The following is a 25085-nucleotide window of genomic DNA, read 5'->3' on the forward strand; positions in this document are numbered from 1 at the left end:
TGGGGGGGGGGGGGGGGGGGGGGGGGGGTCGGGTGGCGCGCGCCCCCCCCCCCCCTGTCCCGGCGCGACCCGGCGGCTGGCGGTGTGGGCCAGGCTGGCGATGAAGCCGGGGCCGCCCAGCGCCCACTGGCCAGACACCGCCTGGTCGATGCGTTGGGATTCCTCGCGCGACAGGCCGTCCTGCAGGCGCTTGCGGTAGTTGGCCTGGCGGTCGAACGGCGTATTGCCGCAGGCCCAGTAATCGGCGTGGTCCGACTGCCATTGCGCGGGCGGCGCGCTGGTGTTGCCGGTATGGCTGCTGGCCGAGGACCAGGGCCAGGAATCGGGATCCTGCGACGCGCCGCTGCGCACCGGATAGGTTTCCAGCCAGACCTGCGAGGGCAGGACCCAGGCGCCGGGCTCGAGCAGCGCGGAGCGGTAGCGGCCCGCGAAGACGCGGCCGCCGCGCAGGCGCGCCGCGAGGTTGCGGCCCAGCGTCTGCATCAGGCGCGGCAAGCCTTCCTCGTCGGCGGGCGTGGCCAGCAGCAGGATGCGATCGTTGGCGAGCAGCCAGGCGTGCACCGACACCCGGTGGCGTTGGGCGGACTCGCCCAGCCAGGTGGCCAGCTGATTCAGGATATCGGCCGGCGCGGGTTGCGACGGCGCTGCCAGGGGCTGGATGAAATTGGCTTGCACCAATTGGGGCAGCCCGGGGGCGTACAGGCGGGGCAGACGTGCCATAGTGTCAGCGCTTGCGCATCCGGAAGAACGGGATGTCTTCTCTCACGTATATAAATAGTGCCACGGTGGCCGCCGGTCAAGCCCCCTGATCACAAACTGGGCACGGAAGCCGGGATTTTTTGCAATGGTTCGTACCCAGACCGCGCCGCCCGTTCCGGGCGGCAAGCCCGCGTAAACGAGCACAGCCTGGGGACAAACCAGATGCCGGTCGTCCGTGAGGCGCAGGTTAACATTTGGCGACGGAACGTCGTACCGTGGATATACCCTAATCCCTAAGGATGTCCACGCCGCTATCCGGCCCGTCCACTCCCCCCCTTCCCCGGCCCGCAAGTCAGGGCGCATCTTTCAACCCGATTCCGGAGGACTCCCGCATGGCCGCCGCCTTGGAACTCATTTCCCAGCATCGCTGCTTCGGCGGCTCGCAGCGCTATTACCGCCACGACTCGGCGGAGATCGGCCTGCCGATGCGCTTTTCCGTCTTCGTGCCGCCGCAGGCCGAACAAGGCCCGGTGCCGGTGCTGTTCTACCTGGCCGGGCTGACCTGCACCGAGGAAACCTTCATGATCAAGGCCGGCGCGCAGCGCGTCGCCGCCGAACTGGGCGTGATGCTGGTGGCGCCGGACACCAGTCCGCGCGGCGCCAACGTGCCGGGCGAGGACGAAAGCTGGGACTTGGGCACTGGCGCGGGCTTCTATCTGGACGCCACCATGCCCGCCTGGAGCCGCCACTACCGCATGGACAGCTACGTCACCCGCGAGCTGCACGCCATCGCCACGGGCGGCGAATTGCCCGGCGACGCCGGGCGCGCCGGCATCTTCGGCCATTCCATGGGCGGCCATGGCGCGCTGGTGCTGGCCTTGCGCAACCCGGGCAAGTACCGCTCGGTCTCGGCCTTCGCGCCGATCGCCGCGCCCAGCCGCTGCCCCTGGGGCAAGAAGGCGTTCGGCGCCTATCTGGGCGACGACGTCCCGGCCTGGGCCGCTTATGACGCGTCGGCGCTGATGGCGCGGCTGCGCCAGCCTTTCCCCGGCGGCATCCTGGTCGATCAGGGCCAGGCCGATCAGTTCCTGGCCGAACAGTTGTATCCCGAGGTGTTCGAAGCCGCCTGCGCCCAGGCCGGTCAGCCGTTGACGCTGCGCCGCCACGAGGGCTACGACCACGGCTATTACTTCATCTCCACCTTCATCGAGGATCACATCCGGTTTCACGTCGAGCAGCTTGGAAAGCCGGCGGCCTGAAACCGCGCTTCTATACTGGTCGGCCTGCCGCCGCAGGCCGGCGCCGCGCCCGGTGCGCGGCGTTCTTGTCCTGATGAGGAACGCCTGATTTGATCAACGGTTTCGCTCCCTTCGCCTGGATCCTGCTGGGCGCCGTCGTGGTCCTGCTGCCGGGCCTGTTCATGCTGCTGGGCCGGGGCGGCCCGAAAGATGAGCGCGGTCGCCGCCTCTTCCAGTTCCGGCCGGTGCGGCGCCTGTTCGGGCTGATGCTGGTGGCGCTGGGCTGCGTGTCGGGCCTGTTGGCCCTGTCGCTGGTGCAGTTCTTCCGCCTGACCACGGACGCGCCCGTCGCGCGTCTCGAAGTCCGCCAACAGGGTGACGGCCAGTTCCAGGTGCGCGCGAGCGCGCCTGGCATCGGCGAGAAGCAATATGTACTGTATGGCGATCAGTGGCAGATCGACGCCCGCGTGGTGCGCTGGAAGCTGCCTGCCCTGATGGCGGGCGTGCCGCCGTTGTACCGGCTGGAACGGCTGTCCGGCCGCTATGGCGACGCCGCGCGCGAAGCTGCCGCCACGCGCTCGGTCCACTCGCTGGACGACTGGCCGGCGCCCGACCTGGGCTCGTTGAAGAAGAGCTTCCCGAACTGGTTTCCGTTCGTCGATGTGCAGTTCGGCAGCGGCGCCTACATGCCCTTGTTCGACGGGGCCCGCTACCAGGTCTTCCTGGATCCCCGGGGCGCGCTGTTCGCCCGCCCGGACGGACAGGCCACGGAGGAAGGGCTCAAGCGCCTGGGCTGGTGAGACTGAGCTTGCCCCCGGTCGCCACGGGCGGGCGGACGTCCCTCGCGACGTTCGCCTGCAAAAATAAATGGGGTCGCGTCAACGGGAGCGAAACTTTGACGCGCCGCAATAGTCGAATTAGCACTCCCACAACCAGAGTGCTAAGATCGAATCCATGTCGCTTTCCCTGAGCTTTCCGGAGACCTCCGCCATGAAGCAACCCAGTACCTCGTTGGCCGCTTCCGGCAACGCCCTGGCGTTGGCCATCGCCAATCCGGGCGCGCTGGGCACGATCGACGCGTACATTTCGGCCGTGAACCGCCTGCCGGTGCTGTCGGCCGAGCGCGAAACCGAGCTGGGCCGTCGCCTGCGCGACCAGGAAGACCTGTCCGCCGCCCGCGAGCTGGTGCTGTCGCACCTGCGCCTGGTGGTTTCCGTGGCGCGCCAGTATCTCGGCTACGGCCTGCCGCATGCTGACCTGATCCAGGAAGGCAACGTCGGCTTGATGAAGGCCGTCAAGCGTTTCGACCCCGAGCGCGGCGTGCGCCTGGTGTCCTTCGCCGTGCACTGGATCAAGGCCGAGATCCACGAATACATCATTCGCAACTGGCGCCTGGTCAAGGTCGCCACCACCAAGGCGCAGCGCAAACTGTTCTTCAACCTGCGCAGCATGCGCCCGGACGGCCAGACGCTGGACCCGGAACAGGTCGACCATATCGCGCAGGAATTGAACGTTCGCCGCGAGGACGTCAGCGAAATGGAAGTGCGCATGTCCGGCCGCGACATGTCGCTCGAAAACCAGGACGATGACGATGACAGCTACGCGCCCATCGCCTATCTGTCCGACGAAGGCCGCCAGGAGCCGACCCGAGTGCTGGAACGCGCCGCGCGCGACCACATGCAGAGCGCTGGTCTGAATGGCGCGCTCGATGCGCTGGATCCGCGCTCGCGCCGCATCGTCGAGGCGCGCTGGCTGCAGGACGACGGCGGCGCCACGCTACATGAGCTGGCGCAGGAGTTCGGCGTGTCGGCCGAGCGCATCCGCCAGATCGAGGCCGCCGCGCTGAAGAAGATGCGCGGCACGCTGGCTGCCTGAAGCCGCAATGCCAGACAAGCCCGGGGCCGCGCAAGCGGCCCTTTGCTTTTGCGGCAAGCCGATAGCGAGCCATCGCGCGAGTCTGCGCCTGATATCTATGGTCATCGTTGCATCAATAAATTGATACAACTTCGCTAAGGAATTTCACCAGATTGCCGAAACTTAATCGGGTGGGTCGCGCCTAACTTCATGTAGACCGCGAACTCCGGTTAGCAGTCTTGTCATCCGTCTCGGCTTCTCCTCTTTCCCCTCCCCTATGAGACGGATGCTTGCGGGGCACCTGTATATACCGGTGCCCCGATTTTTTTTGCGCGCGTGATTCGCAGCCGCGCACGGATCGCCCCACCAGGCGGTGCGTCATGGGCGGCGGTCGGCGTTCTTCAGGCGGCCCGCGCAGCCTCGGCGGCGTTCACGGCAGGTTCCTGCACCCGCCGCACGCCGGTCGCCAGCGAACCATCCTTGTACAGCTTGATCCATCGGTAGCCCGGCGCCTTGCCGTCGACCACGTGCCGGCCGTCGCGCACGCTGAACTGGAAGCAGGTCGAGGGCGTGGCCAGGATGCGCAGATTGTGCCGGCGACGATCGAATTCATGATGCACGTGGCCCCACAGCAGCACGCGCGCCTGCGGCCAGCGCGCCAGCAGCTGGAACAGGCGTTGCGGGTTGTCGATCATCATGGTGTCGTGCCAGTGCGTGATCGGCATGGCGTTGTGATGCGTGGCGACCAGCGCGGGCCGTTCCGGCGCCTCGGCCAGCGCGCTTTCCAGCAGGTCGAGCTGGCTGTCGGGCAGGTGTCCGCCGTTGGAGCCGGGCACGGTGGTGTCCAGGCAGATGACGCGCCACGCGCCCACGTCGGTCACCGGCTCGCTCCAGGCGGGCAACGCGCGGCGCAGCGTGTCGGGCGCGTCATGGTTGCCGGGCAGGCAGCGGATGCGGGCGCCGGCCAGCGCCGGGCTGGCCTGCAGCATGCCGGCCAGGCGTTGGTAGGCCGCCACCTCGCCGTCCTGGGAAAGGTCGCCCGTGGCCAGGACCAGGTCGGGACGCTTGTGGTCGGCCTCGATCTGGCCGAGCACCGCGCGCAGGCTGGCGTCGGTGTTCACGCCGAGCATTGACGTTTCGGCCTCGCCGAACAGATGGCAGTCGGTGAGCTGCACAAGCAAGGCGGGCGCGCCGTCGCGCGGCGCTTGGGACTGAGTGCGGACCAAGGGCCGCTCCTGCGTAGTTGGCACGGCTCTACATTATCCAAAAACCGGCGTCCGCGCGCGCGATGGTGTCGCCTCCGGACCGCTCAATCGTGAGCAAGCGTGAACTGCCTGACGGAACGGCCCGGAAAAACCGCTATTCTTGTCAAACTTCGCACACGCCTCACGATCTGGACGCGGCTTTACATGGATGTCGGTTTTCTCGTATTCGGCCTGGCGGGCCTGCTCACGCTGGTCTGCTTCATGCCGCCGCTGGCCGGCCGCCTCAAGCTGCCCTATTCGGTGCTGCTGGCCATCGTCGGCTGTCTGCTCGGCATCGTCATCCACCTGCATGGCTGGGCGCCCAGCTGGATCGGCGATTTCCTGGATTCCCTGGAACGCTTCGAGATCTCGTCCGAGACCTTCCTGATGGTGTTCCTGCCGGTGCTGCTGTTCGAGACCGCGCTGTCCATGAACGTGCGCCGGTTGATGGACGACATCGGCCCCATTCTCATGATGGCCATCGTGGCCGTGGTGGTGTGCACGCTGGTGGTGGGCGTCACGCTCGATGCCATCTCGTCCTACGGGCTGGTGGTCTGCCTGCTGCTGGGCGCCATCGTCGCCACCACCGATCCGGTGGCCGTGGTGGGCATTTTCCGCGAAGTGGGCGCGCCCAAGCGCCTGACCACGCTGGTCGAAGGCGAGAGCCTGTTCAACGACGCCGCGTCCATCGCCCTGTACTCCGTGCTGGGCGGCCATGGCGAACTCAGCGTTAGCGGCGTGTTCAATGATTTCGTGGTGCACTTCATCGGTGGCGGCGTGGCCGGTTTCGCCATGGGGCGGCTGGCCTGTTTCCTGTTCGCCTGGCTGCGCGGCTTCCCCACCGCCGAGATCACGCTGACGCTGACGCTGGCCTATCTGTCCTTCTTCATCTCCGAGCACTATCTGAACGTTTCCGGCGTGGTGGCCACGGTGATCGCCGGGCTGGTGGTGGGGTCCACCGGCCGCACCCGCATGTCGCCGACCACCTTCGAGTACCTGTCCAGCGCCTGGGAACAGTTCGGCTTCTGGGCCAATTCGCTGATCTTCCTGTTCGCGGCCATGCTGATTCCCAAGCTGATGGCCGCGGCCGATTGGCAGGAACTGGCGCTGGTGGCGGTGCTGTTCGTGGCCACGCTGGCGGCGCGCGCCATCGTGGTGTTCGGCCTGCTGCCGCTATTGGGGCTGACGCGGCTGGGCACCAAGGTGAGCCGGCCCTACAAGGTCGTGATGCTGTGGGGCGGACTGCGCGGCGCCGTGTCGCTGGCGCTGGCGCTGGCCGTGACCGAGCAGACCGGCGTGCCCGAAGAGGCGCGCCAGTTCATCGCCGTGGCCACCACGGCCTTCGTGCTGATCACCCTGTTCGTCAACGGCATCAGCCTGCGCCCGCTGATCCGCATGCTGGGGCTGAACCAGCTGTCGCCCGTGGAGCGCACCATCCGCAATCAGGCGCTGGCCGTGGCGCTGGAAGACCTGCAGGGCAAGACCGACGATCTGGCCAAGACCGAGCACATCGGCAGCGAGGTGCGCGATCGCATCCGCGCGGTGTTCGACGCCAGCCTGGCCAGCGTGCACGACGGCCAGGTGGGCCAGATGAGCGACGAGCAGCGCGTGGCCGTCGGCCTGGCGATCGTGGCGCAGCGCGAAGAGGAAATGTTCTTCGACATCCTGAAGGCGCAGATCGTGGACTGGCGCATGGCCGAATCGCTGCTGGCGCGGGCCGAGCGGCTGGAGGACGCCATCCGCCTCGGCGGCGTGGAGGGCTTCGAGAATGCCATCGTGGCCGACGTGCGCTATTCGACCGGCTTCCGGCTGGCCCTGCGCGTGCACTATCTGTTCGGTTTCCAGGGCTGGCTGGCGCATGAACTGGGGCAGCGTTTCGCCAACCTGATGAGCAAGCGTTCAGTGGCGCAGCGCCTGATCCTGTTCACCCGCGAGCAGATCACGCCGCTGCTGGGCGAAGAGGCCACGCTGCGCATCGTATCGCTGCACCAGCGCCGGCTGGACCTGATCGAGAACGCCATGCAGGCGCTGAACCTGCAATATCCCCAGTACGCGCAATGGCTGCAGGAGAGCTACCTGGGCCGCGTGGCGCGCGAGCTCGAGCGCATCCGCTACCGCGACATGCTGGAGCAGTTCCTGATCAGCGGCGAGGTGTACGCCGACCTGATGTCGCAACTGCAGAGCCGCTGGTCGCACATCGACCGGCACCCGCCGCTGGACATCGAGCTGAGCGCGGCCGACCTGATCAAGCGCGTGCCCCTGTTCGAAGGCTTGTCGGCCGATTCGCTGCGCGCCATCAGCAAGCTGCTCAAGCCGAGGCTGGCGTTGCCGGACCAGCGCGTGCTGACCAAGGGCCGCCATGGCGAGGAAATGTGCTTCGTGGCTTCGGGCGCCGTGGCCGTGCACCTGCCGGACAACACCATGATCGAGCTGGGCAGCGGCGAGTTCTTCGGCGAACTCGGCCTGCTGGGCGAGCAGCAGATCGCGCCCGACGTGACCTCGCTGGGCTATTGCAAGCTGCTGATGCTGTCCTCGCGCGATTTCCATGCCCTGTTGGCGCGCGACGAACACCTGCGCGAGCGCATCCAGGTCGTGGCCAAGCAGCGCCTGCGCGCGATCGAGGTGTGGAAGCAGTTCTCGCAGGCCTCGCAGGCCGAGGCGGCGGCGACGCCCGTGGCCGCGCCCGTCCCGGCGCCCAGCGCGGCGGCGGCCGCCGAAGCCGCCGAGGCGGCGGGCGAGGAGCGGCGCGAGGAAGCGGCGGCGAAAGTCGCGACGAAGGACGAGGCAAAGGACGTGACAGCCAAGGACGCGCGCGCGATCGGAAGCGAGGCTGTCGTGGTTCGGCAGGTCGATGGCGCGGAAGACGCGCGGCAGGCCACCGACCGGTCCGCACAGAGTGGCGCGACGCCGGGCGAACCCGGCCTGCAATCACGCTGAGTCAGGGCCGGCCCCGGCGTCAGCCCCGGCTCAGGCCGGGATTTCGCCGGCCGCCTGGCGGCGCAGAATGTCCTCCGCGATGACCAGGGCCGCTTCCAGCGTGAACTCGCCTTCGGCCAGCAGGCGCACCGCCTCGGCCACTTCGATGGCGCGGATTTCCATCACCTCGCCGTCGCGGTTGACGGGGCTGGCGTCGGCCGCCAGCACGCAGGTGCTGGTCAGCACGTCTTCGACCTGATAGCCCTCGGGCAGGCGGCGGTGGATGCGCAGGATGGTGCGCAGCGGCGTGCGGTTGATCAGGTCCGGCTCGTCCAGGCCGGCTTCCTCGCCGCACTCGCGCACCAGCGCGGCTTCCAGGTCTTCGCCGCTGCCGGCCAGTCCGCCGACCAGGGTGTCCCACATACCGGGATCCGTTGATTTGCTCAGGGCGCGGCGCGCCACCCACAGCCGGCCGTCGGGCGTCCAGGCGTTCAGGTGCACGGCCTTGGTCGGCAGGCCGAAGGGCCGCAGCGCGGTGCGCTCCATCACGCCCAGCTTGTCTTCGCCGGCGACCACGTCCAGCAGTTCGTCGCGCCAGCCGCGCAGGCAGTTGGCATCGCGCAACAGTATCGCGGCCCGTTCCAGCACCGCGTCCAGCTCGGGGCCGGGGGTCATGCCCTCGCCGATCCGCACGCTGTCGTGGTCCGTTTCGACATGGTCGGCGCCTTGCAGCGCGTCGGCCGCGGCGTGCGTGGCCCAGCCGCAGCGACGCCCCGCTATATACAAGGCGTGCGCCCCGTCGGGCGGGAGTTCCTGCGCGCGGGCGCGCAGCGCGGCATACAGGTCGGGCAACTGCTTGTGCATCTCGGAACCGTCTTGGATGAAGGTGCGGCTGATTTTATGCCACTGGCCCGCGCGGCCTCGCGGCGCGGCCATGGGGGCGGGTCCAACGAAATCAAGGGGATTAAATTACATCTGTTTGCGCGTCCGCTATAATCCGCCAGTTTCTTTATGATTCGAGTGGGAACGCGGGGCCGCAGCATCTCTCCCTGCCGATCCTTGCCATCTAATAATCGCGCGTAGTCCTGTTGCAGTGACATTCGTGCCACGAGGCGACAGCGGCCCTTGCGCCGTGTTTCGAGGTAAGCATGAAGAAGTGGAGAGGGATACTGGGGGCTTGTGCCATGCTGATTGGCGGCATGGCGGGTGCTCAGGTGCAAGACATGCCCGGCGGCCCGAAGGTCAATCAGCTGAACCTGCACGAAGGCGTGACTCAGATCGCGCGCGATGTCATGTGGCTGCACTGGATGCTGCTCACGATCTGTATCGTGATCTTCATCGGCGTCTTCGGAGTGATGTTCTACTCCATCTGGGCGCACCGCAAATCCCGCGGCCACAAGGCCGCCACCTTCCACGAGCACCTCGGCGTGGAAGTCGCCTGGACCGTCATTCCCTTCATCATCGTCATTGCGATGGCCCTGCCGGCCACCAAGACGGTGGTCGCCATGAAAGACACATCCAGCGCCGACCTGACCGTCAAGGTCACCGGCTATCAATGGAAATGGGGCTACGAGTACCTCGACGGCTCCGCTGCCGGCGTCAAGTTCCTCTCCACGCTGTCGACGCCGCGCGCCCAGATCGAGAACCGCGAGCCCAAGGGCCAGTTCTACCTGATGGAAGTGGACAACCACATGGTTGTGCCCGTCGACAAGAAGGTCCGCGTCGTGCTGACCGCCGCCGACGTGATCCACTCCTGGATGATCCCCGACTTCGGCGTCAAGCAGGACGCCATCCCGGGCTTCCTGCGCGACGCCTGGTTCCGCGCCGAACAGCCCGGCATCTACCGTGGCCAGTGCGCCGAGCTGTGCGGCAAGGATCACGCCTTCATGCCCATCGTCGTGGAAGTCCTGGCGCAGGCGGACTACGATAAGTGGGTTGAAGACCAGAAAAAGAGGATGGCGGCCTCGGCCGACGATCCCAACAAGGAGTGGACGGAAGCCGAACTGGTTGCCCGTGGCGAAAAGGTTTTCGCCGCCAATTGCGTGGCCTGTCACCAGGCCAACGGCAAGGGCATCCCGGGCAGCTTCCCCGCGCTCGACGGAGACAAGGTTGTGCTGGGCCCCAAGGCGGCCCAGATCAACACCGTGCTGAAGGGCAAGCCGGGCACCGCCATGGCGGCGTTCGGCGGCCAGCTCAACGATGTCGAAATCGCAGCGGTCATCAGCTATACGCGCCATGCCTGGAGCAACGCCGGCAAGGGGCAGGACCCGACGGTTCAACCGAAGGACGTGACGGCCGGGCGCTGATGCGCGCGCCGTCGCTGTTTCCCTCGCGGTCTGAACCGCTTTCCGTTTAGTCGAGATACCCTGACGTCCCCGCCTGGCGGGGGCGGCACTCAGCAGGAAGGAGTCCATCATGAGCAGCGTCACTGTAGACCACGTGTCCCCGGGCCACGGTCACGATGACCACCACCACGCCATGCCGACGGGCTGGCGTCGCTGGCTTTTCGCCACGAACCACAAAGACATCGGGACGATGTACCTCATCTTCTCGTTCTTCATGTTGCTGGAGGGCGGGACGCTGGCCCTGCTGCTGCGCACCGAGCTGTTCGAGCCGGGCCTGCAGTTCTTCCGGCCCGAACTGTTCAACCAGTTCACCACCATGCATGGCCTCATCATGGTGTTCGGCGCCATCATGCCGGCCTTCGTGGGCTTCGCGAACTGGATGATCCCCATGCAGATCGGCGCCTCGGACATGGCGTTCGCCCGCATGAACAACTTCAGCTTCTGGCTGCTGCCCGTGGCCGCCATCATGCTGACGGCCTCGTTCTTCGTGCCGGGCGGCGCCACCGCCGCCGGCTGGACGCTGTACGCCCCGCTGTCGCTGCAGATGGGCCCGGGCATGGACTTGGCCATCTTCGCCATGCACATCATGGGCGCGTCCTCCATCATGGGCGCGATCAACATCATCGTCACCGTGCTGAACATGCGCGCGCCCGGCATGACGCTGATGAAGATGCCGCTGTTCTGCTGGACCTGGCTGATCACAGCCTTCCTGCTGCTGGCCGTGATGCCGGTGCTGGCCGCCGCCATCACCATGGTGCTGACCGACCGCCACTTCGGCACCGGCTTCTTCAACGCCGCCGCCGGCGGCGACCCGGTGCTGTACCAGCACGTGTTCTGGTTCTTCGGGCATCCCGAGGTCTACATCATGATCCTGCCGGGCTTTGGCATCGTGTCCGCCATCGTGCCCGCCTTCGCCCGCAAGAAGCTGTTCGGCTACGCCTCGATGGTGTACGCGACCGCCGCCATCGCCGTGCTGTCGTTCATCGTCTGGGCGCACCACATGTTCACCACCGGCATGCCGGTGACGGGCCAGCTGTACTTCATGTACGCCACCATGCTGATCTCGATCCCGACCGGCGTGAAGGTGTTCAACTGGGTCGCCACCATGTGGCGCGGCTCGATGACCTTCGAGACGCCGATGCTGTTCTCGATCGGCTTCATCTTCGTGTTCACCATGGGCGGCTTCACCGGCCTGATCCTGTCGGTGGCGCCCATCGACATCCAGGTGCACGATACCTATTACGTGGTGGCGCACTTCCACTACGTGCTGGTGGCTGGTTCACTGTTCGCCCTGTTCGCCGGCGCCTACTACTGGCTGCCCAAGTGGTCGGGCCGCATGTACAGCGAAAAGCTGGGCAAGCTGCACTTCTGGTCGACGCTGATCTCGTTCAACGTCACGTTCTTCCCGATGCACTTCCTGGGCCTGGCCGGCATGCCGCGCCGCTATGCCGACTACGCCGCGCAGTTCACGACCTTCCACCAGATCGCCACCATCGGCGCGTTCTGGTTCGGCCTGTCGCAGCTGATCTTCCTGTGGACGGTGATCCGTTGCTATCGCGGCCGCGGCGAGCCCGCGCCCGCCAGCCCCTGGGAAGGCGCCGAAGGCCTGGAATGGACGGTGCCGTCGCCGGCCCCCTTCCACACCTTCGAAACTCCGCCCGAAGTGAAGTAAGCCGCAACGTTTTCAGGTAGCAGAGCCATGACTCCAGAGCAGCGCCGTCGCAACCGGATCGCAGGACTGATATTGGTGGTGTTCGTCGCCGCCGTGTTCGCGTGGACCCTGTTGCGCGGCTCGTCGCTGCTCACGGGCGTGGCGCTGCGCTAGGCGGTCCCATGAGCGACGACCTGCGCGACGCCTCCCAACGCAAGCTGAGCTTTCTGCAGACGCTGAAAGCCGTGGGCTGGGGGTTGTTCGGCGTGCGCAAGGGCGCGGGCTACCAGGAAGACAGCGCCAGGCTCAACCCGGTACACGTGATCGTGGCCGGGTTGCTGGCCGGAGCGGTATTCGTGGGCGTACTGATATTGATCGTGCGTTGGGCAGTCTCGAGCCTGACCTGACGGCAACGATTCCTGAAGCAATTCGAACCATCTGATCTGTACCAGGGAGAAAACCATGAGTGCAAGCCACTCGGTTCACAAAGAGGCACCCTACTACTACGTGCCCGCAGATTCGGGTCACCCCGTGCGCACGGCCGCCGCGCTGCTGCTCATGGGCCTGGGCGCCGCCGCCTGGATCAATTCCGTCAGCTGGGGCAAGTGGCTGGTGCTGGCGGGTTTCCTGTCCCTGATCGTGATCCTGTACTACTGGTTCGGCGACGCCATCCGCGAGTCCGAGGCCGGCCTGAACAGCAAGCGCATCGACAATTCCTACCGCTGGGGGATGAGCTGGTTCATCTTCTCGGAGGTCATGTTCTTCGCCGGCTTCTTCGGCGCGTTGTGGTACGTGCGCACGATCACCACGCCATGGCTGGGCGACCTGGATCACAAGCTGATGCTGTGGCCGGACTTCCAGGCGGTCTGGCCGAATTTCGGCCCGGCTGGCGTGGTCGAGCACTTCCAGACCGTCGGCCCGTTCTGGTTGCCCACGATCAACACCGCGCTGCTGCTGAGTTCGGGCGTGACGCTGACCATCGCCCACCACGCGCTGCGTGAGAACCATCGCGGCAAGACCATCTTCTGGCTGCTGGCCACCGTGGTGCTGGGCTTCATCTTCGTGGCCTGCCAGGCGGCGGAATACCATCATGCCTATACCGAGCTGAACCTGAAGTTCAACTCGGGCGCCTACGGCTCGCTGTTCTACATGCTGACGGGCTTCCACGGCTTCCACGTGCTGCTGGGCGCCACCATGCTGACCGTGATCCTGATTCGCCTGATCCGCGGCCACTTCACGGCCGACCATCACTTCGGCTTCGAGGGCGCGGCCTGGTACTGGCACTTCGTCGACGTGGTGTGGCTGGGCCTGTACCTGTTCGTCTACTGGATGTGATCGCCGCGCGCGGGCTCCGGCCCGCGGCCGCGGGTCTTCAACGGCAAGGGCCCGGCCAGTCTGGCCGGGCCCTTGCGTTTTCAGGGGTCAGGGCCGGCGCGGGAACTCCTGCCGGCGGGGCCTATCTGATGCCGGTGCTTTCGATCCAGCCCATGTGATGGGCGAACAGCACGAACAGGAACAGCGCGACGGACAGCCCGATGCGCACGGTGAGCGCATTGACGGTGCGGTTGGTGGTACCTTTGTCCCGCATCAGATAGACCAGGGCGGACGCCAGGCTGGCGAGGATGCCGATAAAGGCCAGCACCACGAAAACACGCATTTGGGTCTCCGGACAAATCAGATTCAATCACGAACACATGGCTCGACCGCATTCCACCCGCTACACGGTAGCCGCCTTGCTGCTGCTGGGCATCTCCGTGGTCATACTCGTATCGCTGGGACAGTGGCAACTGCGCCGGGCCGACGAGCGACGCGCCATTCTGGCCGCGATCGAGGCCGGCCGCAAGCAGGCCCCGCTGCCCTTGAGCGCCGCGACGCCGGCGCACGAGATGGCGCCGTGGCGCGTGGCCGAGGCCAGCGGCCAGTGGCTGCCCCAGTTCAGTGTACTGCTGGACAACCGCAACCTGGACGGCAAGCCCGGTTACTGGCTGGCCACGCCCTTGCTGCTGGACGGCGGCTCGCGCCAGGCCCTGCTGGTGCTGCGCGGCTGGATCCCGCGCGTGATGCAGGGCCAGCCCGAGGTGCCGGCGACCCCGCCGGGCGAGCAGGCCGTGCGCGGCGAGCTGTCCGCGCGCGTGCCGCGCCTGTTCGAGCTGTGGTCGCTGGGCGGCGATGCGAAGTCCGGCCTGCCGGTGGCGCTGCCGGCGCCGGGCGGCGTTGTGCCGCAGGTGCAGAACCTGGAGCTGGACGCCTACGCGCGGGCCACCGGGCTCAAGCTGCTGCCCACGGTGCTGAGCCAGTTCGGCGACGGCCGCCACGACGACGGGCTGGTGCACGACTGGCCGCAACCTTCGGTGGATTTCCAGAAAAACACCTTCTACGCCGTGCAATGGTTTTCCTTCGCGCTGTTCGCGGCGATCGCCTGGCTGGTGGTGATGGCGGGCGCGCTCAAGCGCATGCGTCAGCGCCAGCGCGAGCAGGCCGGCCTCGGGGGCTGAGCCGCCGCGCGGACACGGCAAGCCCGCAGCAACGTCGTCTTGAATTCCCGCAACACCGCAAGCCCGCAGCAACGTTCCCGGCGCACCGCGCAACCGCATAACAGGATACATAGTGGCCCGCGAAACTTCCGCTACCTCCGTCCCCGCCGCCCGCAAGCGCTCCCGGCTGCCGCTGGTGCTGGTGTTCCTGTGCACGTTGGCGCCCATCGTGGCGGCCTTCGTCGTCTACTACAACCCGCAATGGTGGCCGGACGACGCCAGCCACTACGGCACGCTGGTGACGCCGCAGCGTCCCATGCCCGCCGCCGGTGAATTGACGCTGACCACGCTGGACGGCCAACCCTTCGACCTGCGGACACTGAAGGGTAAATGGCTGCTGGTGGCCGCCGATGGCGCGGCCTGCCCGGAAAGCTGCGCCCGCAAGCTCTACATCGCGCGCAACAGCCACGCCAGCCAGGGCAAGAACGTGGACCGGCTGGCCCGGGTCTGGTTCATCACCGACGACGCGCCGGTGCCGGACAAGGTGCTGGAGGCCTACAAGGGCACTATCATGTTGCGCGCCGACCCCGGCCAGCTCGCCCGCTTCCTGCTCGCCGGCCAGCAGCAACAGGCCGCGCCCGCGCTGGCCGCGCCCATCTGGATCATCGATCCGCTGGGCAACCTGATGATGCAGTACCCGGCCGACGCCGACGGCGTGAAGGTGCGCAAGGACGTCAGCAAGCTGGTCTACAACTCGCGGGTCGGCTGACCGGATTTTTCGACATGGATATGGATCGCATCAAGGCTCGCTACCGCAAGCTGGTTTTCTTCACCTGGTTCCTGACGCTGGACCTGATCATGTTCGGCGCCTTCGTGCGCCTGACCGATTCCGGATTGGGCTGCCCGGACTGGCCCGGCTGCTACGGCAAGGCCACGCCGTTGGGCGCGATGGGCGACATCCACGAGGCCACGCAGGCCATGCCCTTCGGGCCGGTCACGCTGTCCAAGGCCTGGATCGAGATGATCCATCGCTACGTCGGCGCCATCCTGGGCATGCTGATCATCGCCATCGTGGTCATGGCCTGGCGCTACCGCCGCCAGCTGGGCCGTTCGCCCGCGCTGGCCATCGTCACGCTGGTGGCCGTCTGCGTGCAGGGCGCCTTCGGCGCCTGGACCGTGACCCACAAGCTGATGCCCGCCGTGGTCACGGCGCATCTGGTGTTCGGCCTGTCGGTGCTGGCGCTGATGACCTGGCTGTCGGCGCGCGAGCGTCCGCACCTGGCCCTGTCCGCCGCCGCCGCGCGCTGGAAGCCTTGGGTCGCGGGCGGCTTCGCGCTGCTGCTGGCGCAGGTCACGCTGGGCGGCTGGGTCAGCACCAATTACGCGGCGCTGGCCTGCATGGACTTTCCCATGTGCCATGGCCAGTGGGTGCCCGAGATGGATTTCCACGGCGGCTATTCAGTGATCCGGGGGCTGGGCGAGCTGCCGTCCGGCGAAATGATCTCGCAGCCGGCGCTCACCGCGATCCACTGGGTCCATCGCAATTTCGCCTTCGTGGTGTTCGCCTACCTGGGCGTGCTGGCCTGGCGCCTGCGCGCCGAGGCCGGGCTGCGCGGACCGGCCACGCTGATGCTGGCGCTGCTGGGCGCGCAATTGCTGACCGGGCTGACCACCATCTTCTTCCAGTGGCCGCTTTTGATCGCGGTGCTGCACAATGGCGGGGCGGCCGGCCTGACGCTGGCGGCGGTGGTATTGATGGTGCGTCTGTCCACCGCCGGACGGGCGCCCGCGGGGGGCTACGGCCCCAATTCGGCGCGCGTTTAAAATAGGGGCCATCATGACCAGTCTTGCCGCTCCCCAATCCGGATTGCTCCGCCAGTATCTCGTGCTCACCAAGCCGCGCGTCACGCAGCTTGCGGTGTTCTGCGCCGTCATCGGCATGTTCCTGGCCGCGCCCGGCATTCCCGACATGCAACGCGTGCTGTTCGGCACGCTGGGCATCTGGCTGCTGGCCGCCGCCGCCTTCGCCATCAACTGTCTGATCGAGCAGGAGGTCGACGCCCGCATGCTGCGCACCGCAAGGCGAGCGACCGCGCGCGGCACCATCTCCGCCTACCAGGTGCTGAGCCTGTCGGGCCTGTTGGGCGGCGCCGGCATGTTCGTGCTGTACCACATGGTCAATCCGCTCACCATGTGGCTGACCTTCGCCACCTTCGTCGGCTACGCCGTCATCTATACCGTCATCCTCAAGCCGCGCACGCCGCAGAACATTGTCATCGGCGGCCTGTCGGGCGCCATGCCGCCCGCGCTGGGCTGGGCCGCCGTGGCGGATTCCGTGCCGGCCGAGGCCTGGGTGCTGGTGCTGATCATCTTCATCTGGACGCCGCCGCATTTCTGGGCGCTGGCGCTTTACCGCAACCACGACTACGCCAAGGCCGGCCTGCCCATGCTGCCGGTCACGCATGGCCAGCAGTTCACGCGCCTGCACATCCTGCTCTACAGCGTGGCGCTGCTGGCCACCACGCTGCTGCCCTACATCATCCTGATGAGCGGCGTGCTCTACCTGACCGCCGCGCTGGTGCTGGGCGGCATGTTCCTGTCCTATGCATGGCGCCTGTATCGCGAATACAGCGACGAACTGGCGCGCAGCATGTTCCGTTTCTCGATCCTGTACCTGGCGCTGCTGTTCGGCGCGCTGCTGGTGGATCACTGGGTCGGCCTGTTGCGCTGACCGTTGCCGGAGGTTGTCCATGTCCGTGTTTTCCGCCACCCGCCGCCTGGCCCTGCGCCTGGGCGCGGCCGCCGCATTCGCCGCCGCGCTGGCCGCCTGCGGTGAAAGCGCGCCCCAGTTCAAGGGCAGCGACATCAGCGGCACCAGGCTCGGCCAGGGCATGGAGCTGGTGGACTACAACGGCAAGACCCGCAAGCTGTCGGATTTCTCGGGCAAGGTGGTGGTGGCGTTCTTCGGCTTCACGCAGTGTCCCGACGTCTGCCCGACCTCGCTGGCCGAGCTGGCCGAGGCCATGAAGAAGCTGGGCGCGGATGCCGACCGCGTGCAGGTGCTGCTGATCACGGTGGATCCCGAGCGCGACACGCCCGATATCCTCAAACAATACGTGACCGCGTTCGACCCGCGCTTCCTGGGCCTGACCGGCACGCCGGACCAGGTGAAGAAGGCGGCGGCCTCGTTCAAGGCCTATTACGCCAAGGCGCCCACCAAAGACGGCGGCTATTCCATGGATCACACGGCCGCGTTCTATCTGCTGGACGGCAAGGGCGAATCGCGCGTGCTGGCCAACAACAACATCGGGGTGGACGCCCTGGTGCACGACATTCAGGCGCTGCTCAAGGGCTGATCAGGCCAGTGCCGGGCGACGGCCCCGGGCGCGGCTATCCGATCGCCGCGCGCGGCGGCGGCCCGCGCCATTCACGTTCACTTCAGGGCGGCTGCCCAGGTCTGCAGCGCCGCGCGGGCGCGCTCGTCGAGTTCCACGGTGGGAAGCTCGCGGCGATGGGACATGATCATCAGCGCATAGGGCGTGGCCAACGCCGACGCCTCCGGGCAGAGCCGGTGGTCCTCGCCGGCGGACGGCGTGAGGTTGCGCCAATAGTTGATGGCCTGTTCGAGCTGGGGCAAGGTGACGGAATCCATGCCCCTATTGTCCATCAATGGCGGACCCTGTCCAGCAGGCCCGTTCTGCAATGAAGCGTCACCATCGCAATACGCCGATACGGCGCCAGGGTGCTATACCACAGCCGGTTAGTAATTTCGGAGACCTGTGATGAATACTCCCCTCCAGACCGGCGTTGCGCGCCGTGGCCTGCATCCCCTGGTCGCCGCCGCCGCCGTCGCCGTGATCGTCATGTGTACGGTGGGCGTGGCGGCCGTGATGGGCTGGCTGCCCACGCCGTCGGCCAATACCAATCCCAACGCCCTGAGCGCCGAGAGCGCGGCCCTGGCCGGCCCGGAAGGCGGCAACCTGGCGCCCGCGCCCCAGATTCCCGCCCAGCCGCTGGCGCCCGCGCCTGGCCAGCAGCCTGCGGCTCGGCAGCCCGCCGCGCCGCGTCCCCAGGCGGCCGCGCCGGCGCAGCCTCGCCCCGCCGCGCCGGTCGTCTGCCAAAGTTGCGGCGTGGTCGAGAGCGTGCGCCAGGTCCAGGCGCCGGTGCGCGACAATAGCGACCATCTGATCGGCACCATCGCCGGCGGCGTCGCGGGCGGCGTGGTCGGCAACCAGTTCGGCGGCGGCAACGGCAAGACCGCGCTGACCGTGCTGGGCGCCGTGGGCGGCGCTTTGGCAGGCCGTGAAGTTGAGCGTAATATCAGACAGCAACAAACCGTGACGCACTACGAGCTGACCGTGCGCATGAGCGACGGCAGCGCCCGTCAATTCCGCAGCGCCCAGCCGTTCGCGTTTGCGTCCGGCGACCGCGTCCGCGTGGAAAACAATCAACTGCTGCCCGGCTGAGCCTGGCGGCCGGTGGCAACCATCTGTTTAGGGGGAAACCAGGTATGAGCGATCAACACGGCAATCCGTTCGTCCTGCCGGGCTTGGGCCAGCATTCCGATCTGTCCGGCAATCCCCTGCTGGCCAGCATGGAAATGATGCGCCAGGCCTGGGCCGGCCTGACCGGGCCGGGCGGGCTGGCCAGCAGCCTGCCGATGGCTCCGCCCATGAACGTCGAGGACCTGGAGCGCCGCATCGCCGAGCTGCGCTCGGTCGAAAACTGGCTGCGCATGAACCTGTCCATGCTCAGCAGCACCATCCAGGGCATGGAAGTGCAGCGCTCCACCATCAACACGCTGCGCGCCTTCGTCGACAGCGCGGCCAGCATGGACCTGGGCGCCTTGCGCGACAGCGGCGCGGCCTCGCCGCTGGAAGTGGTGCTGGGCCTGAAACCGGCGCCGGGCAAGGCCAAGGCGGCCGCGCCGTCAGGCGACGCGGCCAGGGACGGCGGCAAAGGTCCGGCTCAGGATCACGCCGGCGACGCTGCCCCGGCGGAGGCAGCCGCCCAGGACGCCGCGCCGCCCTTTGCCGGCATGAGCGAACAGATGGGCGCCGCGGCGCAGTCGGCGTCCAAGGCCTGGTGGGACCTGCTGCAGCAACAATTCGGCCAGATCGCCGCCGCCACCGCCGCGACCATGCCGGCCGCCGCGCCGTCCAAGGTGGAATCCGAAGCCGACAAGCCGGCGCCCAAGGCCGCCGCCAAGACCGCGGCCAAGTCCACGGCCAAGGCGCCGGGCAAGCCGGCCTCGAAGGCCGCCGCCCGCGCCAAGCCCGCCGCTCGCAAGACGGCACCCAAGCCGTCCGCCTAGCGCCGGCTCCCTGACCTCAATCGCAACGCGCAACGGCTCCTCGGGGCCGTTGCGTTTTCCAACACAGTAGACCTCTATGCTCAATGTAGTGATTCTCGCCGCCGGACTGGGCAAGCGCATGCAGTCCGACCTTCCCAAAGTGCTGCACACGCTGGCCGGCAAGCCCATGTTGGCGCACGTGCTGGCCAGTGCGCGCGAACTCGCGCCCGCCCGCATCACGGTGGTGGTCGGCCACGGCGCCGACCGCGTCAAGCAGGCGTTTGGCGGCCAGGAAGGCCTGCACTTCGCGTTGCAGCAGCCGCAGCAGGGCACAGGCCACGCCGTGCAGCAAGCCGTGCCGCTGCTGCTCGAGGGCGACGGCAAGGACGATGTGACGCTGGTGCTGTACGGCGACGTGCCGCTGGTGCAGCCCGACACGCTGCGCCGCCTGCTGGCCGCGCGCGGCGATGGCGCCGCCGTGCTCACCGAGGTGCTGGACGATTCCACCGGCTACGGCCGCATCGTGCGCGACGCCGCCGGCCAGGTCTGCCGCATCGTCGAGCACAAGGACGCCTCCGAGGCCGAGCGCGCCATCAAGGAAGTCAACACCGGCATCCTGGCCGCGCCGACCGCCCGGCTCAAGGACTGGCTGTCCCGCATCGACAACAACAACGCCCAGGGCGAGTACTACCTGACCGACGTGATCGGTCTGGCCGTGATCGACGGCGTGCCGGTGGGCGCGGCCCAGCCGGCGGCTTCCTGGGAAACGCTGGGCGTGAACAGCCGCGTGCAACAGGCCGAGCTGGAACGCCGCTGGCAGGCCGAGCAGGCCCGCCGCCAGCTGGAAGCCGGCGTCACGCTGGCCGACCCCGCGCGCTTCGACCTGCGCGGCACGCTGCGCTGCGGCCGCGACGTGTTCATCGACGTGGGTTGCGTGTTCGAAGGCGAGGTCACGCTGGCCGACGGCGTGCGCGTGGGCCCGCATTGCGTGTTGCGCGACGTCAGCGTCGGCGCCGGCACGCAGATCGAGGCCTACAGCCATCTGCAGGACGCCCAGGTGGGCCGCGACGCGCGCGTCGGCCCCTATGCCCGCCTGCGTCCTGGCGCCGAGCTGGGCGACCGCAGCCACGTCGGCAACTTCGTCGAGATCAAGAAGAGCGTGCTGGGCGCCGACAGCAAGGCCAATCACCTGGCCTACATCGGCGACGCCGAGATCGGCGCGCGCGTGAACGTGGGCGCGGGCACCATCACCTGCAACTACGACGGCGTCAACAAGCACCGCACCGTGATCGAGGACGACGCCTTCATCGGCTCGGACACGCAGCTGGTCGCGCCGGTGCGGGTGGGCCAGGGCGCCACGCTGGGCGCCGGCACCACGCTGACGCGCGACGCGCCGGCCGGCAAACTGACGGTCTCGCGCGCCAAGCAGCTCACCGTCGATGGTTGGCAACGCCCGACCAAGAAGTCGTGACCACCGAGGGGCCGACCGGCACGCCGGGCGCTTCGCCGCAGGACGGCCTGCCGGCGCCCCGGCGCTACTGGGCAGCGGCCACGGTGATGACGGGCATCAGCCTGTCGGTGCTGGACACCACCATCGCCAACGTGGCCCTGCCCACCATCGCGGCCGATCTGCAATCCTCGCCGGCCCAGGCGGTCTGGGTCGTCAACGCCTACAACCTGGCGGTGGTGACGATGCTGCTGCCGCTGTCGGCGCTGGCCGAGCGCATCGGTTTCCGGCGCATGTTCACCTTCGGACTGGTGCTGTTCACGCTGGCCTCGCTCGGTTGCGCGCTGGCCGGCACGCTCGTGCAGCTGACGCTGGCGCGCGTGTTCCAGGGCGTGGGCGCGGCCACGCTGATGTGCCTGTTCGGCGGCCTGGTGCGCAATATCTATCCGCTAAAGATGCTGGGGCGTGGCATCAGCATCAACGCCACCACCGTGGCGGTGATGTCAGTGCTGGGGCCGACCATCGGCTCGGCCATCCTGTCGGTGGCGCCGTGGCCGTGGATCTTCGCGGTCAACCTGCCCGTCTGCGTGCTGGCCATGCTGGGGCTGCGGCACCTGCCGGAGGTGCCGCGCAACAACGTCGCCTTCGATGGCATCAGCGCGCTGCTCAGCATGGCCACGCTGGGCGTGTTCATCTCGGGCGTGGACATGATGGGCGCGGACCTGCTGCGCGGCATCGGCCTGGTGGCCATCGCCGCCGTGCTGGGCATCGTGCTGATGCGCCGCGCCAGCGGCCAGACCGCGCCGCTGGTGCCGGTGGACCTGCTGCGCATTCGCCCGCTGGCCTATGCCGTGGCCGCGTCCGCCTGCACCTTCGCCGCGCAGATGGCGTCCTACGTGTCGCTGCCCTTCTATTTCCAGCAGGTGCTGGGCCGGCCGTACCTGGAAGTCGGCATGCTGATGGGCGCCTGGCCGGTCGGCACGGCGCTGGTCGCGCCGTTGGCGGGCCGGCTGTCCGACCGCTATTCGCCCGCGACCATGAGCGGCATCGGCGCCGCCACCATGGTGGCTGGCATGCTGTGGCTGGCGCTGCTGCCCACGCATGTGTCCAATGCCCCCATTCTGGCGGGCATGTTCGTGGCGGGCCTGGGCTTCGGCTTCTTCCAGACGCCGAACAACCGCGCCATGCTGTCTGCCGCGCCGCGCGCGCGCAGCGGCGCCGCCGGCGGCCTGCAAGCCACTACCCGGGTGTTCGGCCAGAGCTTCGGCACCGCCCTGGTCGCCATCGCCTTCAGCCTGAGCGCGGCCCATGGCCCCGGCCTGGCGCTGGTGCTGGGCACGGTCTGCGCCGCGCTGGCGGTGGCGGTGAACGCCATCCGCTTCAACCGGCTGCGGACGCCCTAGCGGCCCTGCCCGCGGCGACCTAGCCCCGGGGGGCGCGCCGGGCCGGCGTCCCGGCCGGCCGCGCTTCTATAATGGCGGCCGGCGCCGGCTTGTCCACCGCGGCGCCGGTTTTCCAATTCTTGAAGGGCGTTCGGGCATGAAGATCACGGTCGTGGGTACCGGTTACGTAGGGTTGGTGTCGGGGGCATGCCTGGCCGACATGGGCAACGACGTCATGTGCCTGGACGTGGATTCCGCCAAGATCGCGCTGTTGCGCCAGGGCGGCATCCCCATCTACGAGCCCGGCCTGGAAGATCTGGTGCGCCGCAACGTGCAGGCCGGCCGGCTGCATTTCACCGACGACGTGGCGCAGAGCGTGGCCTTCGGCGACGTGCAGTTCATCGCCGTCGGCACGCCGCCGGGCGAGGACGGTTCTGCCGACCTGAAATACGTGCTGGCCGCCGCCCTCAACATTGCGCGCCACATGACCTCGCGCAAGCTCATCGTGGACAAGTCCACCGTGCCCGTCGGCACCGCCGACAAGGTGCGCGCGGTGATCGCCAAGGAGCTGGCCGCGCGCGGCGTGGACCTGCCCTTCACGGTCGCGTCCAATCCGGAATTCCTCAAGGAAGGCGCGGCCATCAACGACTTCATGAGTCCGGACCGCGTCATCGTCGGCGCCGACGACGACTACACCGTCGGCGTCATGCGCCGCATCTACGAGCCCTTCCAGCGCACCCACGACCGCCTCATGGTGATGGACGTGCGCTCGGCCGAGCTGACCAAGTACGCCGCCAACGCCATGCTGGCCACGCGCATCTCCTTCATGAACGAGATGGCCAATCTGGCCGAGACGCTGGGCGCGGACGTCGAGCAGGTGCGGCGCGGCATCGGCGCGGATCCGCGCATCGGCTATCACTTCCTCTATCCCGGCGCGGGCTACGGCGGCTCCTGCTTTCCCAAGGACGTGCAGGCGCTGGTCAACACCGCCGCCGAGCACGGCCTGCCCATGCGCGTCATCGAGGCCGCCGAGGCCGCCAACCACGCGCAGAAATTCCGCCTGTCCGAGAAGCTGACGCAGCGCTACGGCGAAGACCTGCGCGGCCGCAAGATCGCGCTGTGGGGCCTGGCCTTCAAGCCCAATACCGACGACATGCGCGAAGCGCCCAGCCTGACCGCCATCGCGGAATTGACCCGTCGCGGCGCCGAAGTGCGCGCCTATGACCCGGTGGCCATGCACGAAGCCGCGCGCGTGCTGGTGGGCCAGCCCGGCGTGACCTTCGCCAAGGACATGTACGACGCGCTGGACGGCGCCGACGCGCTGCTGATCGCCACCGAATGGAAGGTCTTCCGCGCGCCCGACTTCGATCGCGTCAAGGCCCTGCTTAAGACGCCGCTGATCATCGACGGCCGCAACCTCTACACGCCGGCCGACGTGCGCGCCCTGGGCTTCGATTACTCGGGCATCGGCCGCGCATGAAGATCCTGCAGCTGAACTTCGAGAAGGGCTGGCGCGGCGGCGAGCGGCAGACGCTCTACTGCATGCGCGCCTTCCGCAAGGCCGGCCACGAGGTCGAACTGATGTGCCGCCTGGGCGGCCCGCTGGCCGAGCGCGCGCGCCAGGAAGGATTCACCGTCCACGAATGCCGCAACGTGCCCGCGCAGCTGCGTTTCCTGGCCGGCGCCGGCCGCTACGACATCATCCATGCCCAGACGGCCAATACCGTCACCTGGGCCGTGCTGACCAAATGGCTGCACCGCCGGCCGGTGGCCTTCTCGCGCCGCACCTCCTTCGTGGTCAAGCCGAACGAGGAATGGAAGACCGGCTTCAAGTGGCGCCACGTCGATCTGTTCGTGGCCATCAGCGAGATGGCCGCGAGCGAGCCGCGCCGGCTCGGCATCGAGCCCGCCATCATCCGCAGCGCCGTCGAACCGCATGCGATCAACGCCGACAACGTCGCCGCGCTGGTCAGCGAGTTCCAGCTGGATGGTCGCAAGGTCATGGCGACCTCGGCCGCGCTGATCCAGGACAAGGACCCGGTCACGCTGGTGCGCGCCGTCGCCGAGCTGGCGCGCACGCGCCGCGACTTCATCTTTCTGCACTTCGGCGCCGGCGGCGGCCAGGAGCAGGCCGCCAAGGACGAGGCCCGCAAGCTGGGCATCGAGGACGTCTACCGCTTCGCCGGCTTTCGCAAGGGCGTGGAAGACTTCTACAGCGTGCTGGACGTGTTCGTCATGAGCTCCGAGGAAGAAGCCTTGGGCAGCAGCGTGCTGGACGCCTTCCTGCAGCGCGTGCCGGTGGTGTCCACCGACGCCGGCGGCCTCAAGGAAAGCCTGGCCGACGGCCGCGGCGTGCTCTGCGCCGTGGGCGACCACCAGGCCCTGGCCGCCGGCATGGCGCGCTGCCTGGACGACGCCGCTTTCCGCCAGGAAGTCACCGAGCGCGCCTATGCCTACGTGCGCGACGAGCACGACGTGCAGAAGATGGGGAACCGGTATCTGGCGCAGTTCGAGCGGGTGCTATCCCTGCGTCGCTAGTCGC

The 25085-nt window shown here is 67.9% G+C and carries 25 protein-coding genes; 20 read left to right on the plus strand and 5 right to left on the minus strand.

The genetic code is table 11. The features are described from left to right. On the minus strand, nt 1-720 hold a 720-nt coding region (locus tag ACEU5R_RS13160), incomplete at its 3' end, for a hypothetical protein (protein WP_392410471.1). A gap of 371 nt (nt 721-1091) precedes the next feature. On the opposite strand from ACEU5R_RS13160, the gene fghA reads away from it, so the two are divergent. The 3 genes from fghA (at nt 1092) to rpoH (ending at nt 3812) form a co-directional block, all read left to right on the plus strand. Next, on the plus strand, nt 1092-1958 hold the full coding sequence (fghA, locus tag ACEU5R_RS13165; RefSeq protein WP_392410472.1) for an S-formylglutathione hydrolase: 867 nt from the start codon (nt 1092-1094) through the stop codon (nt 1956-1958). An 89-nt stretch (nt 1959-2047) separates the two neighbouring features. Continuing rightward, a complete protein-coding gene (locus ACEU5R_RS13170; protein WP_103272008.1) occupies nt 2048-2737 on the plus strand; it encodes a hypothetical protein in 690 nt (229 codons plus the stop codon). Between the two features lie 154 nt (nt 2738-2891). Continuing rightward, complete coding sequence (gene rpoH, locus ACEU5R_RS13175; RefSeq protein WP_199770959.1) at nt 2892-3812, plus strand: RNA polymerase sigma factor RpoH; 921 nt, start codon at nt 2892-2894, stop codon at nt 3810-3812. 380 nt (nt 3813-4192) lie between these two features. Here rpoH and ACEU5R_RS13180 read toward each other — a convergent pair whose 3' ends face one another. Continuing rightward, a complete protein-coding gene (locus ACEU5R_RS13180; RefSeq protein WP_369869746.1) occupies nt 4193-5017 on the minus strand; it encodes a phosphodiesterase in 825 nt (274 codons plus the stop codon). Between the two features lie 183 nt (nt 5018-5200). On the opposite strand from ACEU5R_RS13180, the gene ACEU5R_RS13185 reads away from it, so the two are divergent. Further along, a complete protein-coding gene (locus ACEU5R_RS13185) occupies nt 5201-7972 on the plus strand; it encodes a cation:proton antiporter (RefSeq protein ID WP_392410473.1) in 2772 nt (923 codons plus the stop codon). Nucleotides 7973-8002: 30 nt separating this feature from the next. On the opposite strand, the gene ACEU5R_RS13190 is transcribed toward ACEU5R_RS13185, so the two are convergent. Beyond that, nucleotides 8003-8815 (minus strand): NUDIX domain-containing protein, encoded by an 813-nt coding sequence (locus ACEU5R_RS13190; RefSeq protein WP_392410505.1) that lies wholly within the window; start codon nt 8813-8815, stop codon nt 8003-8005. 284 nt (nt 8816-9099) lie between these two features. Between ACEU5R_RS13190 and coxB the strand changes: the two genes are divergently transcribed. The 5 genes from coxB (at nt 9100) to ACEU5R_RS13215 (ending at nt 13282) form a co-directional block, all read left to right on the plus strand. Beyond that, complete coding sequence (gene coxB / locus ACEU5R_RS13195) at nt 9100-10257, plus strand: cytochrome c oxidase subunit II (protein ID WP_103272010.1); 1158 nt, start codon at nt 9100-9102, stop codon at nt 10255-10257. Between the two features lie 109 nt (nt 10258-10366). Then, on the plus strand, nt 10367-11968 hold the full coding sequence (ctaD, locus tag ACEU5R_RS13200) for a cytochrome c oxidase subunit I (RefSeq protein ID WP_103272011.1): 1602 nt from the start codon (nt 10367-10369) through the stop codon (nt 11966-11968). A 27-nt stretch (nt 11969-11995) separates the two neighbouring features. Then, on the plus strand, nt 11996-12121 hold the full coding sequence (locus tag ACEU5R_RS13205; RefSeq protein ID WP_212319326.1) for a cytochrome oxidase small assembly protein: 126 nt from the start codon (nt 11996-11998) through the stop codon (nt 12119-12121). A gap of 8 nt (nt 12122-12129) precedes the next feature. Then, nucleotides 12130-12354 (plus strand): DUF2970 domain-containing protein, encoded by a 225-nt coding sequence (locus ACEU5R_RS13210; RefSeq protein WP_103272012.1) that lies wholly within the window; start codon nt 12130-12132, stop codon nt 12352-12354. Between the two features lie 55 nt (nt 12355-12409). Further along, complete coding sequence (locus tag ACEU5R_RS13215; RefSeq protein ID WP_103272013.1) at nt 12410-13282, plus strand: cytochrome c oxidase subunit 3; 873 nt, start codon at nt 12410-12412, stop codon at nt 13280-13282. Between the two features lie 121 nt (nt 13283-13403). Here ACEU5R_RS13215 and ACEU5R_RS13220 read toward each other — a convergent pair whose 3' ends face one another. Beyond that, complete coding sequence (locus ACEU5R_RS13220; protein ID WP_103272014.1) at nt 13404-13604, minus strand: twin transmembrane helix small protein; 201 nt, start codon at nt 13602-13604, stop codon at nt 13404-13406. 37 nt (nt 13605-13641) lie between these two features. Between ACEU5R_RS13220 and ACEU5R_RS13225 the strand changes: the two genes are divergently transcribed. From ACEU5R_RS13225 to ACEU5R_RS13245, 5 genes are all read left to right on the plus strand, one after another. Then, a complete protein-coding gene (locus ACEU5R_RS13225) occupies nt 13642-14442 on the plus strand; it encodes an SURF1 family protein (RefSeq protein WP_392410474.1) in 801 nt (266 codons plus the stop codon). 112 nt (nt 14443-14554) lie between these two features. Then, nucleotides 14555-15190 (plus strand): SCO family protein, encoded by a 636-nt coding sequence (locus tag ACEU5R_RS13230; protein WP_392410475.1) that lies wholly within the window; start codon nt 14555-14557, stop codon nt 15188-15190. A gap of 20 nt (nt 15191-15210) precedes the next feature. Further along, nucleotides 15211-16245: a heme A synthase gene (locus tag ACEU5R_RS13235; RefSeq protein ID WP_392410506.1), complete on the plus strand. Its 1035-nt coding sequence runs from the start codon at nt 15211-15213 to the stop codon at nt 16243-16245. 13 nt (nt 16246-16258) lie between these two features. Next, a complete protein-coding gene (gene cyoE / locus ACEU5R_RS13240; RefSeq protein WP_103272016.1) occupies nt 16259-17152 on the plus strand; it encodes a heme o synthase in 894 nt (297 codons plus the stop codon). Between the two features lie 19 nt (nt 17153-17171). Then, nucleotides 17172-17777, plus strand: a complete 606-nt coding sequence (locus ACEU5R_RS13245; RefSeq protein WP_103272017.1) for an SCO family protein — start codon at nt 17172-17174, stop codon at nt 17775-17777. Between the two features lie 77 nt (nt 17778-17854). On the opposite strand, the gene ACEU5R_RS13250 is transcribed toward ACEU5R_RS13245, so the two are convergent. Next, nucleotides 17855-18073, minus strand: coding sequence for a DUF3717 domain-containing protein (locus ACEU5R_RS13250; protein ID WP_103272018.1), 219 nt, complete (start codon nt 18071-18073; stop codon nt 17855-17857). A gap of 130 nt (nt 18074-18203) precedes the next feature. On the opposite strand from ACEU5R_RS13250, the gene ACEU5R_RS13255 reads away from it, so the two are divergent. The 6 genes from ACEU5R_RS13255 to ACEU5R_RS13280 all read left to right on the plus strand — a co-directional run bounded on the left by ACEU5R_RS13255 (nt 18204) and on the right by ACEU5R_RS13280 (nt 25081). Beyond that, nucleotides 18204-18887 carry a glycine zipper 2TM domain-containing protein gene (locus tag ACEU5R_RS13255; protein ID WP_103272019.1) on the plus strand — a complete coding sequence of 228 codons (684 nt, stop codon included), beginning with the start codon at nt 18204-18206 and terminating at the stop codon, nt 18885-18887. A 44-nt stretch (nt 18888-18931) separates the two neighbouring features. Beyond that, nucleotides 18932-19735, plus strand: a complete 804-nt coding sequence (locus tag ACEU5R_RS13260) for a PhaM family polyhydroxyalkanoate granule multifunctional regulatory protein (protein WP_392410476.1) — start codon at nt 18932-18934, stop codon at nt 19733-19735. 76 nt (nt 19736-19811) lie between these two features. Continuing rightward, complete coding sequence (glmU, locus tag ACEU5R_RS13265; protein WP_392410477.1) at nt 19812-21185, plus strand: bifunctional UDP-N-acetylglucosamine diphosphorylase/glucosamine-1-phosphate N-acetyltransferase GlmU; 1374 nt, start codon at nt 19812-19814, stop codon at nt 21183-21185. After that, nucleotides 21182-22564, plus strand: a complete 1383-nt coding sequence (locus ACEU5R_RS13270; RefSeq protein WP_103272022.1) for an MFS transporter — start codon at nt 21182-21184, stop codon at nt 22562-22564. The genes glmU and ACEU5R_RS13270 overlap by 4 nt, the downstream gene beginning before the upstream one ends. Nucleotides 22565-22700: 136 nt before the next feature. After that, entirely contained in the window at nt 22701-24023 is a 1323-nt protein-coding gene (locus ACEU5R_RS13275) for a UDP-glucose dehydrogenase family protein (RefSeq protein WP_392410478.1), read from the plus strand. Continuing rightward, complete coding sequence (locus ACEU5R_RS13280; RefSeq protein WP_392410479.1) at nt 24020-25081, plus strand: glycosyltransferase family 4 protein; 1062 nt, start codon at nt 24020-24022, stop codon at nt 25079-25081. The genes ACEU5R_RS13275 and ACEU5R_RS13280 overlap by 4 nt, the downstream gene beginning before the upstream one ends. Nucleotides 25082-25085: the final 4 nt, after the last annotated feature.

The sequence above is a fragment of the Achromobacter sp. 413638 genome, from assembly GCF_043119405.1.
GTDB lineage: Bacteria > Pseudomonadota > Gammaproteobacteria > Burkholderiales > Burkholderiaceae_B > Achromobacter.

What these genes read in the sequence shown, in the direction of transcription:
- fghA (WP_392410472.1), top strand. Translation starts at nt 1,092, where the DNA reads ATGGCCGCCGCCTTGGAACTCATTTCCCAGCATCGCTGCTTCGGCGGC.
- rpoH (WP_199770959.1), top strand. Translation starts at nt 2,892, where the DNA reads ATGTCGCTTTCCCTGAGCTTTCCGGAGACCTCCGCCATGAAGCAACCC.
- ACEU5R_RS13185 (WP_392410473.1), top strand. Translation starts at nt 5,201, where the DNA reads ATGGATGTCGGTTTTCTCGTATTCGGCCTGGCGGGCCTGCTCACGCTG.
- ACEU5R_RS13190 (WP_392410505.1), bottom strand. Translation starts at nt 8,815, where the DNA reads ATGCACAAGCAGTTGCCCGACCTGTATGCCGCGCTGCGCGCCCGCGCG.
- coxB (WP_103272010.1), top strand. Translation starts at nt 9,100, where the DNA reads ATGAAGAAGTGGAGAGGGATACTGGGGGCTTGTGCCATGCTGATTGGC.
- ctaD (WP_103272011.1), top strand. Translation starts at nt 10,367, where the DNA reads ATGAGCAGCGTCACTGTAGACCACGTGTCCCCGGGCCACGGTCACGAT.
- ACEU5R_RS13205 (WP_212319326.1), top strand. Translation starts at nt 11,996, where the DNA reads ATGACTCCAGAGCAGCGCCGTCGCAACCGGATCGCAGGACTGATATTG.
- ACEU5R_RS13210 (WP_103272012.1), top strand. Translation starts at nt 12,130, where the DNA reads ATGAGCGACGACCTGCGCGACGCCTCCCAACGCAAGCTGAGCTTTCTG.
- ACEU5R_RS13215 (WP_103272013.1), top strand. Translation starts at nt 12,410, where the DNA reads ATGAGTGCAAGCCACTCGGTTCACAAAGAGGCACCCTACTACTACGTG.
- ACEU5R_RS13220 (WP_103272014.1), bottom strand. Translation starts at nt 13,604, where the DNA reads ATGCGTGTTTTCGTGGTGCTGGCCTTTATCGGCATCCTCGCCAGCCTG.
- ACEU5R_RS13225 (WP_392410474.1), top strand. Translation starts at nt 13,642, where the DNA reads ATGGCTCGACCGCATTCCACCCGCTACACGGTAGCCGCCTTGCTGCTG.
- ACEU5R_RS13235 (WP_392410506.1), top strand. Translation starts at nt 15,211, where the DNA reads ATGGATCGCATCAAGGCTCGCTACCGCAAGCTGGTTTTCTTCACCTGG.
- cyoE (WP_103272016.1), top strand. Translation starts at nt 16,259, where the DNA reads ATGACCAGTCTTGCCGCTCCCCAATCCGGATTGCTCCGCCAGTATCTC.
- ACEU5R_RS13245 (WP_103272017.1), top strand. Translation starts at nt 17,172, where the DNA reads ATGTCCGTGTTTTCCGCCACCCGCCGCCTGGCCCTGCGCCTGGGCGCG.
- ACEU5R_RS13250 (WP_103272018.1), bottom strand. Translation starts at nt 18,073, where the DNA reads ATGGATTCCGTCACCTTGCCCCAGCTCGAACAGGCCATCAACTATTGG.
- ACEU5R_RS13255 (WP_103272019.1), top strand. Translation starts at nt 18,204, where the DNA reads ATGAATACTCCCCTCCAGACCGGCGTTGCGCGCCGTGGCCTGCATCCC.
- ACEU5R_RS13260 (WP_392410476.1), top strand. Translation starts at nt 18,932, where the DNA reads ATGAGCGATCAACACGGCAATCCGTTCGTCCTGCCGGGCTTGGGCCAG.
- glmU (WP_392410477.1), top strand. Translation starts at nt 19,812, where the DNA reads ATGCTCAATGTAGTGATTCTCGCCGCCGGACTGGGCAAGCGCATGCAG.
- ACEU5R_RS13275 (WP_392410478.1), top strand. Translation starts at nt 22,701, where the DNA reads ATGAAGATCACGGTCGTGGGTACCGGTTACGTAGGGTTGGTGTCGGGG.
- ACEU5R_RS13280 (WP_392410479.1), top strand. Translation starts at nt 24,020, where the DNA reads ATGAAGATCCTGCAGCTGAACTTCGAGAAGGGCTGGCGCGGCGGCGAG.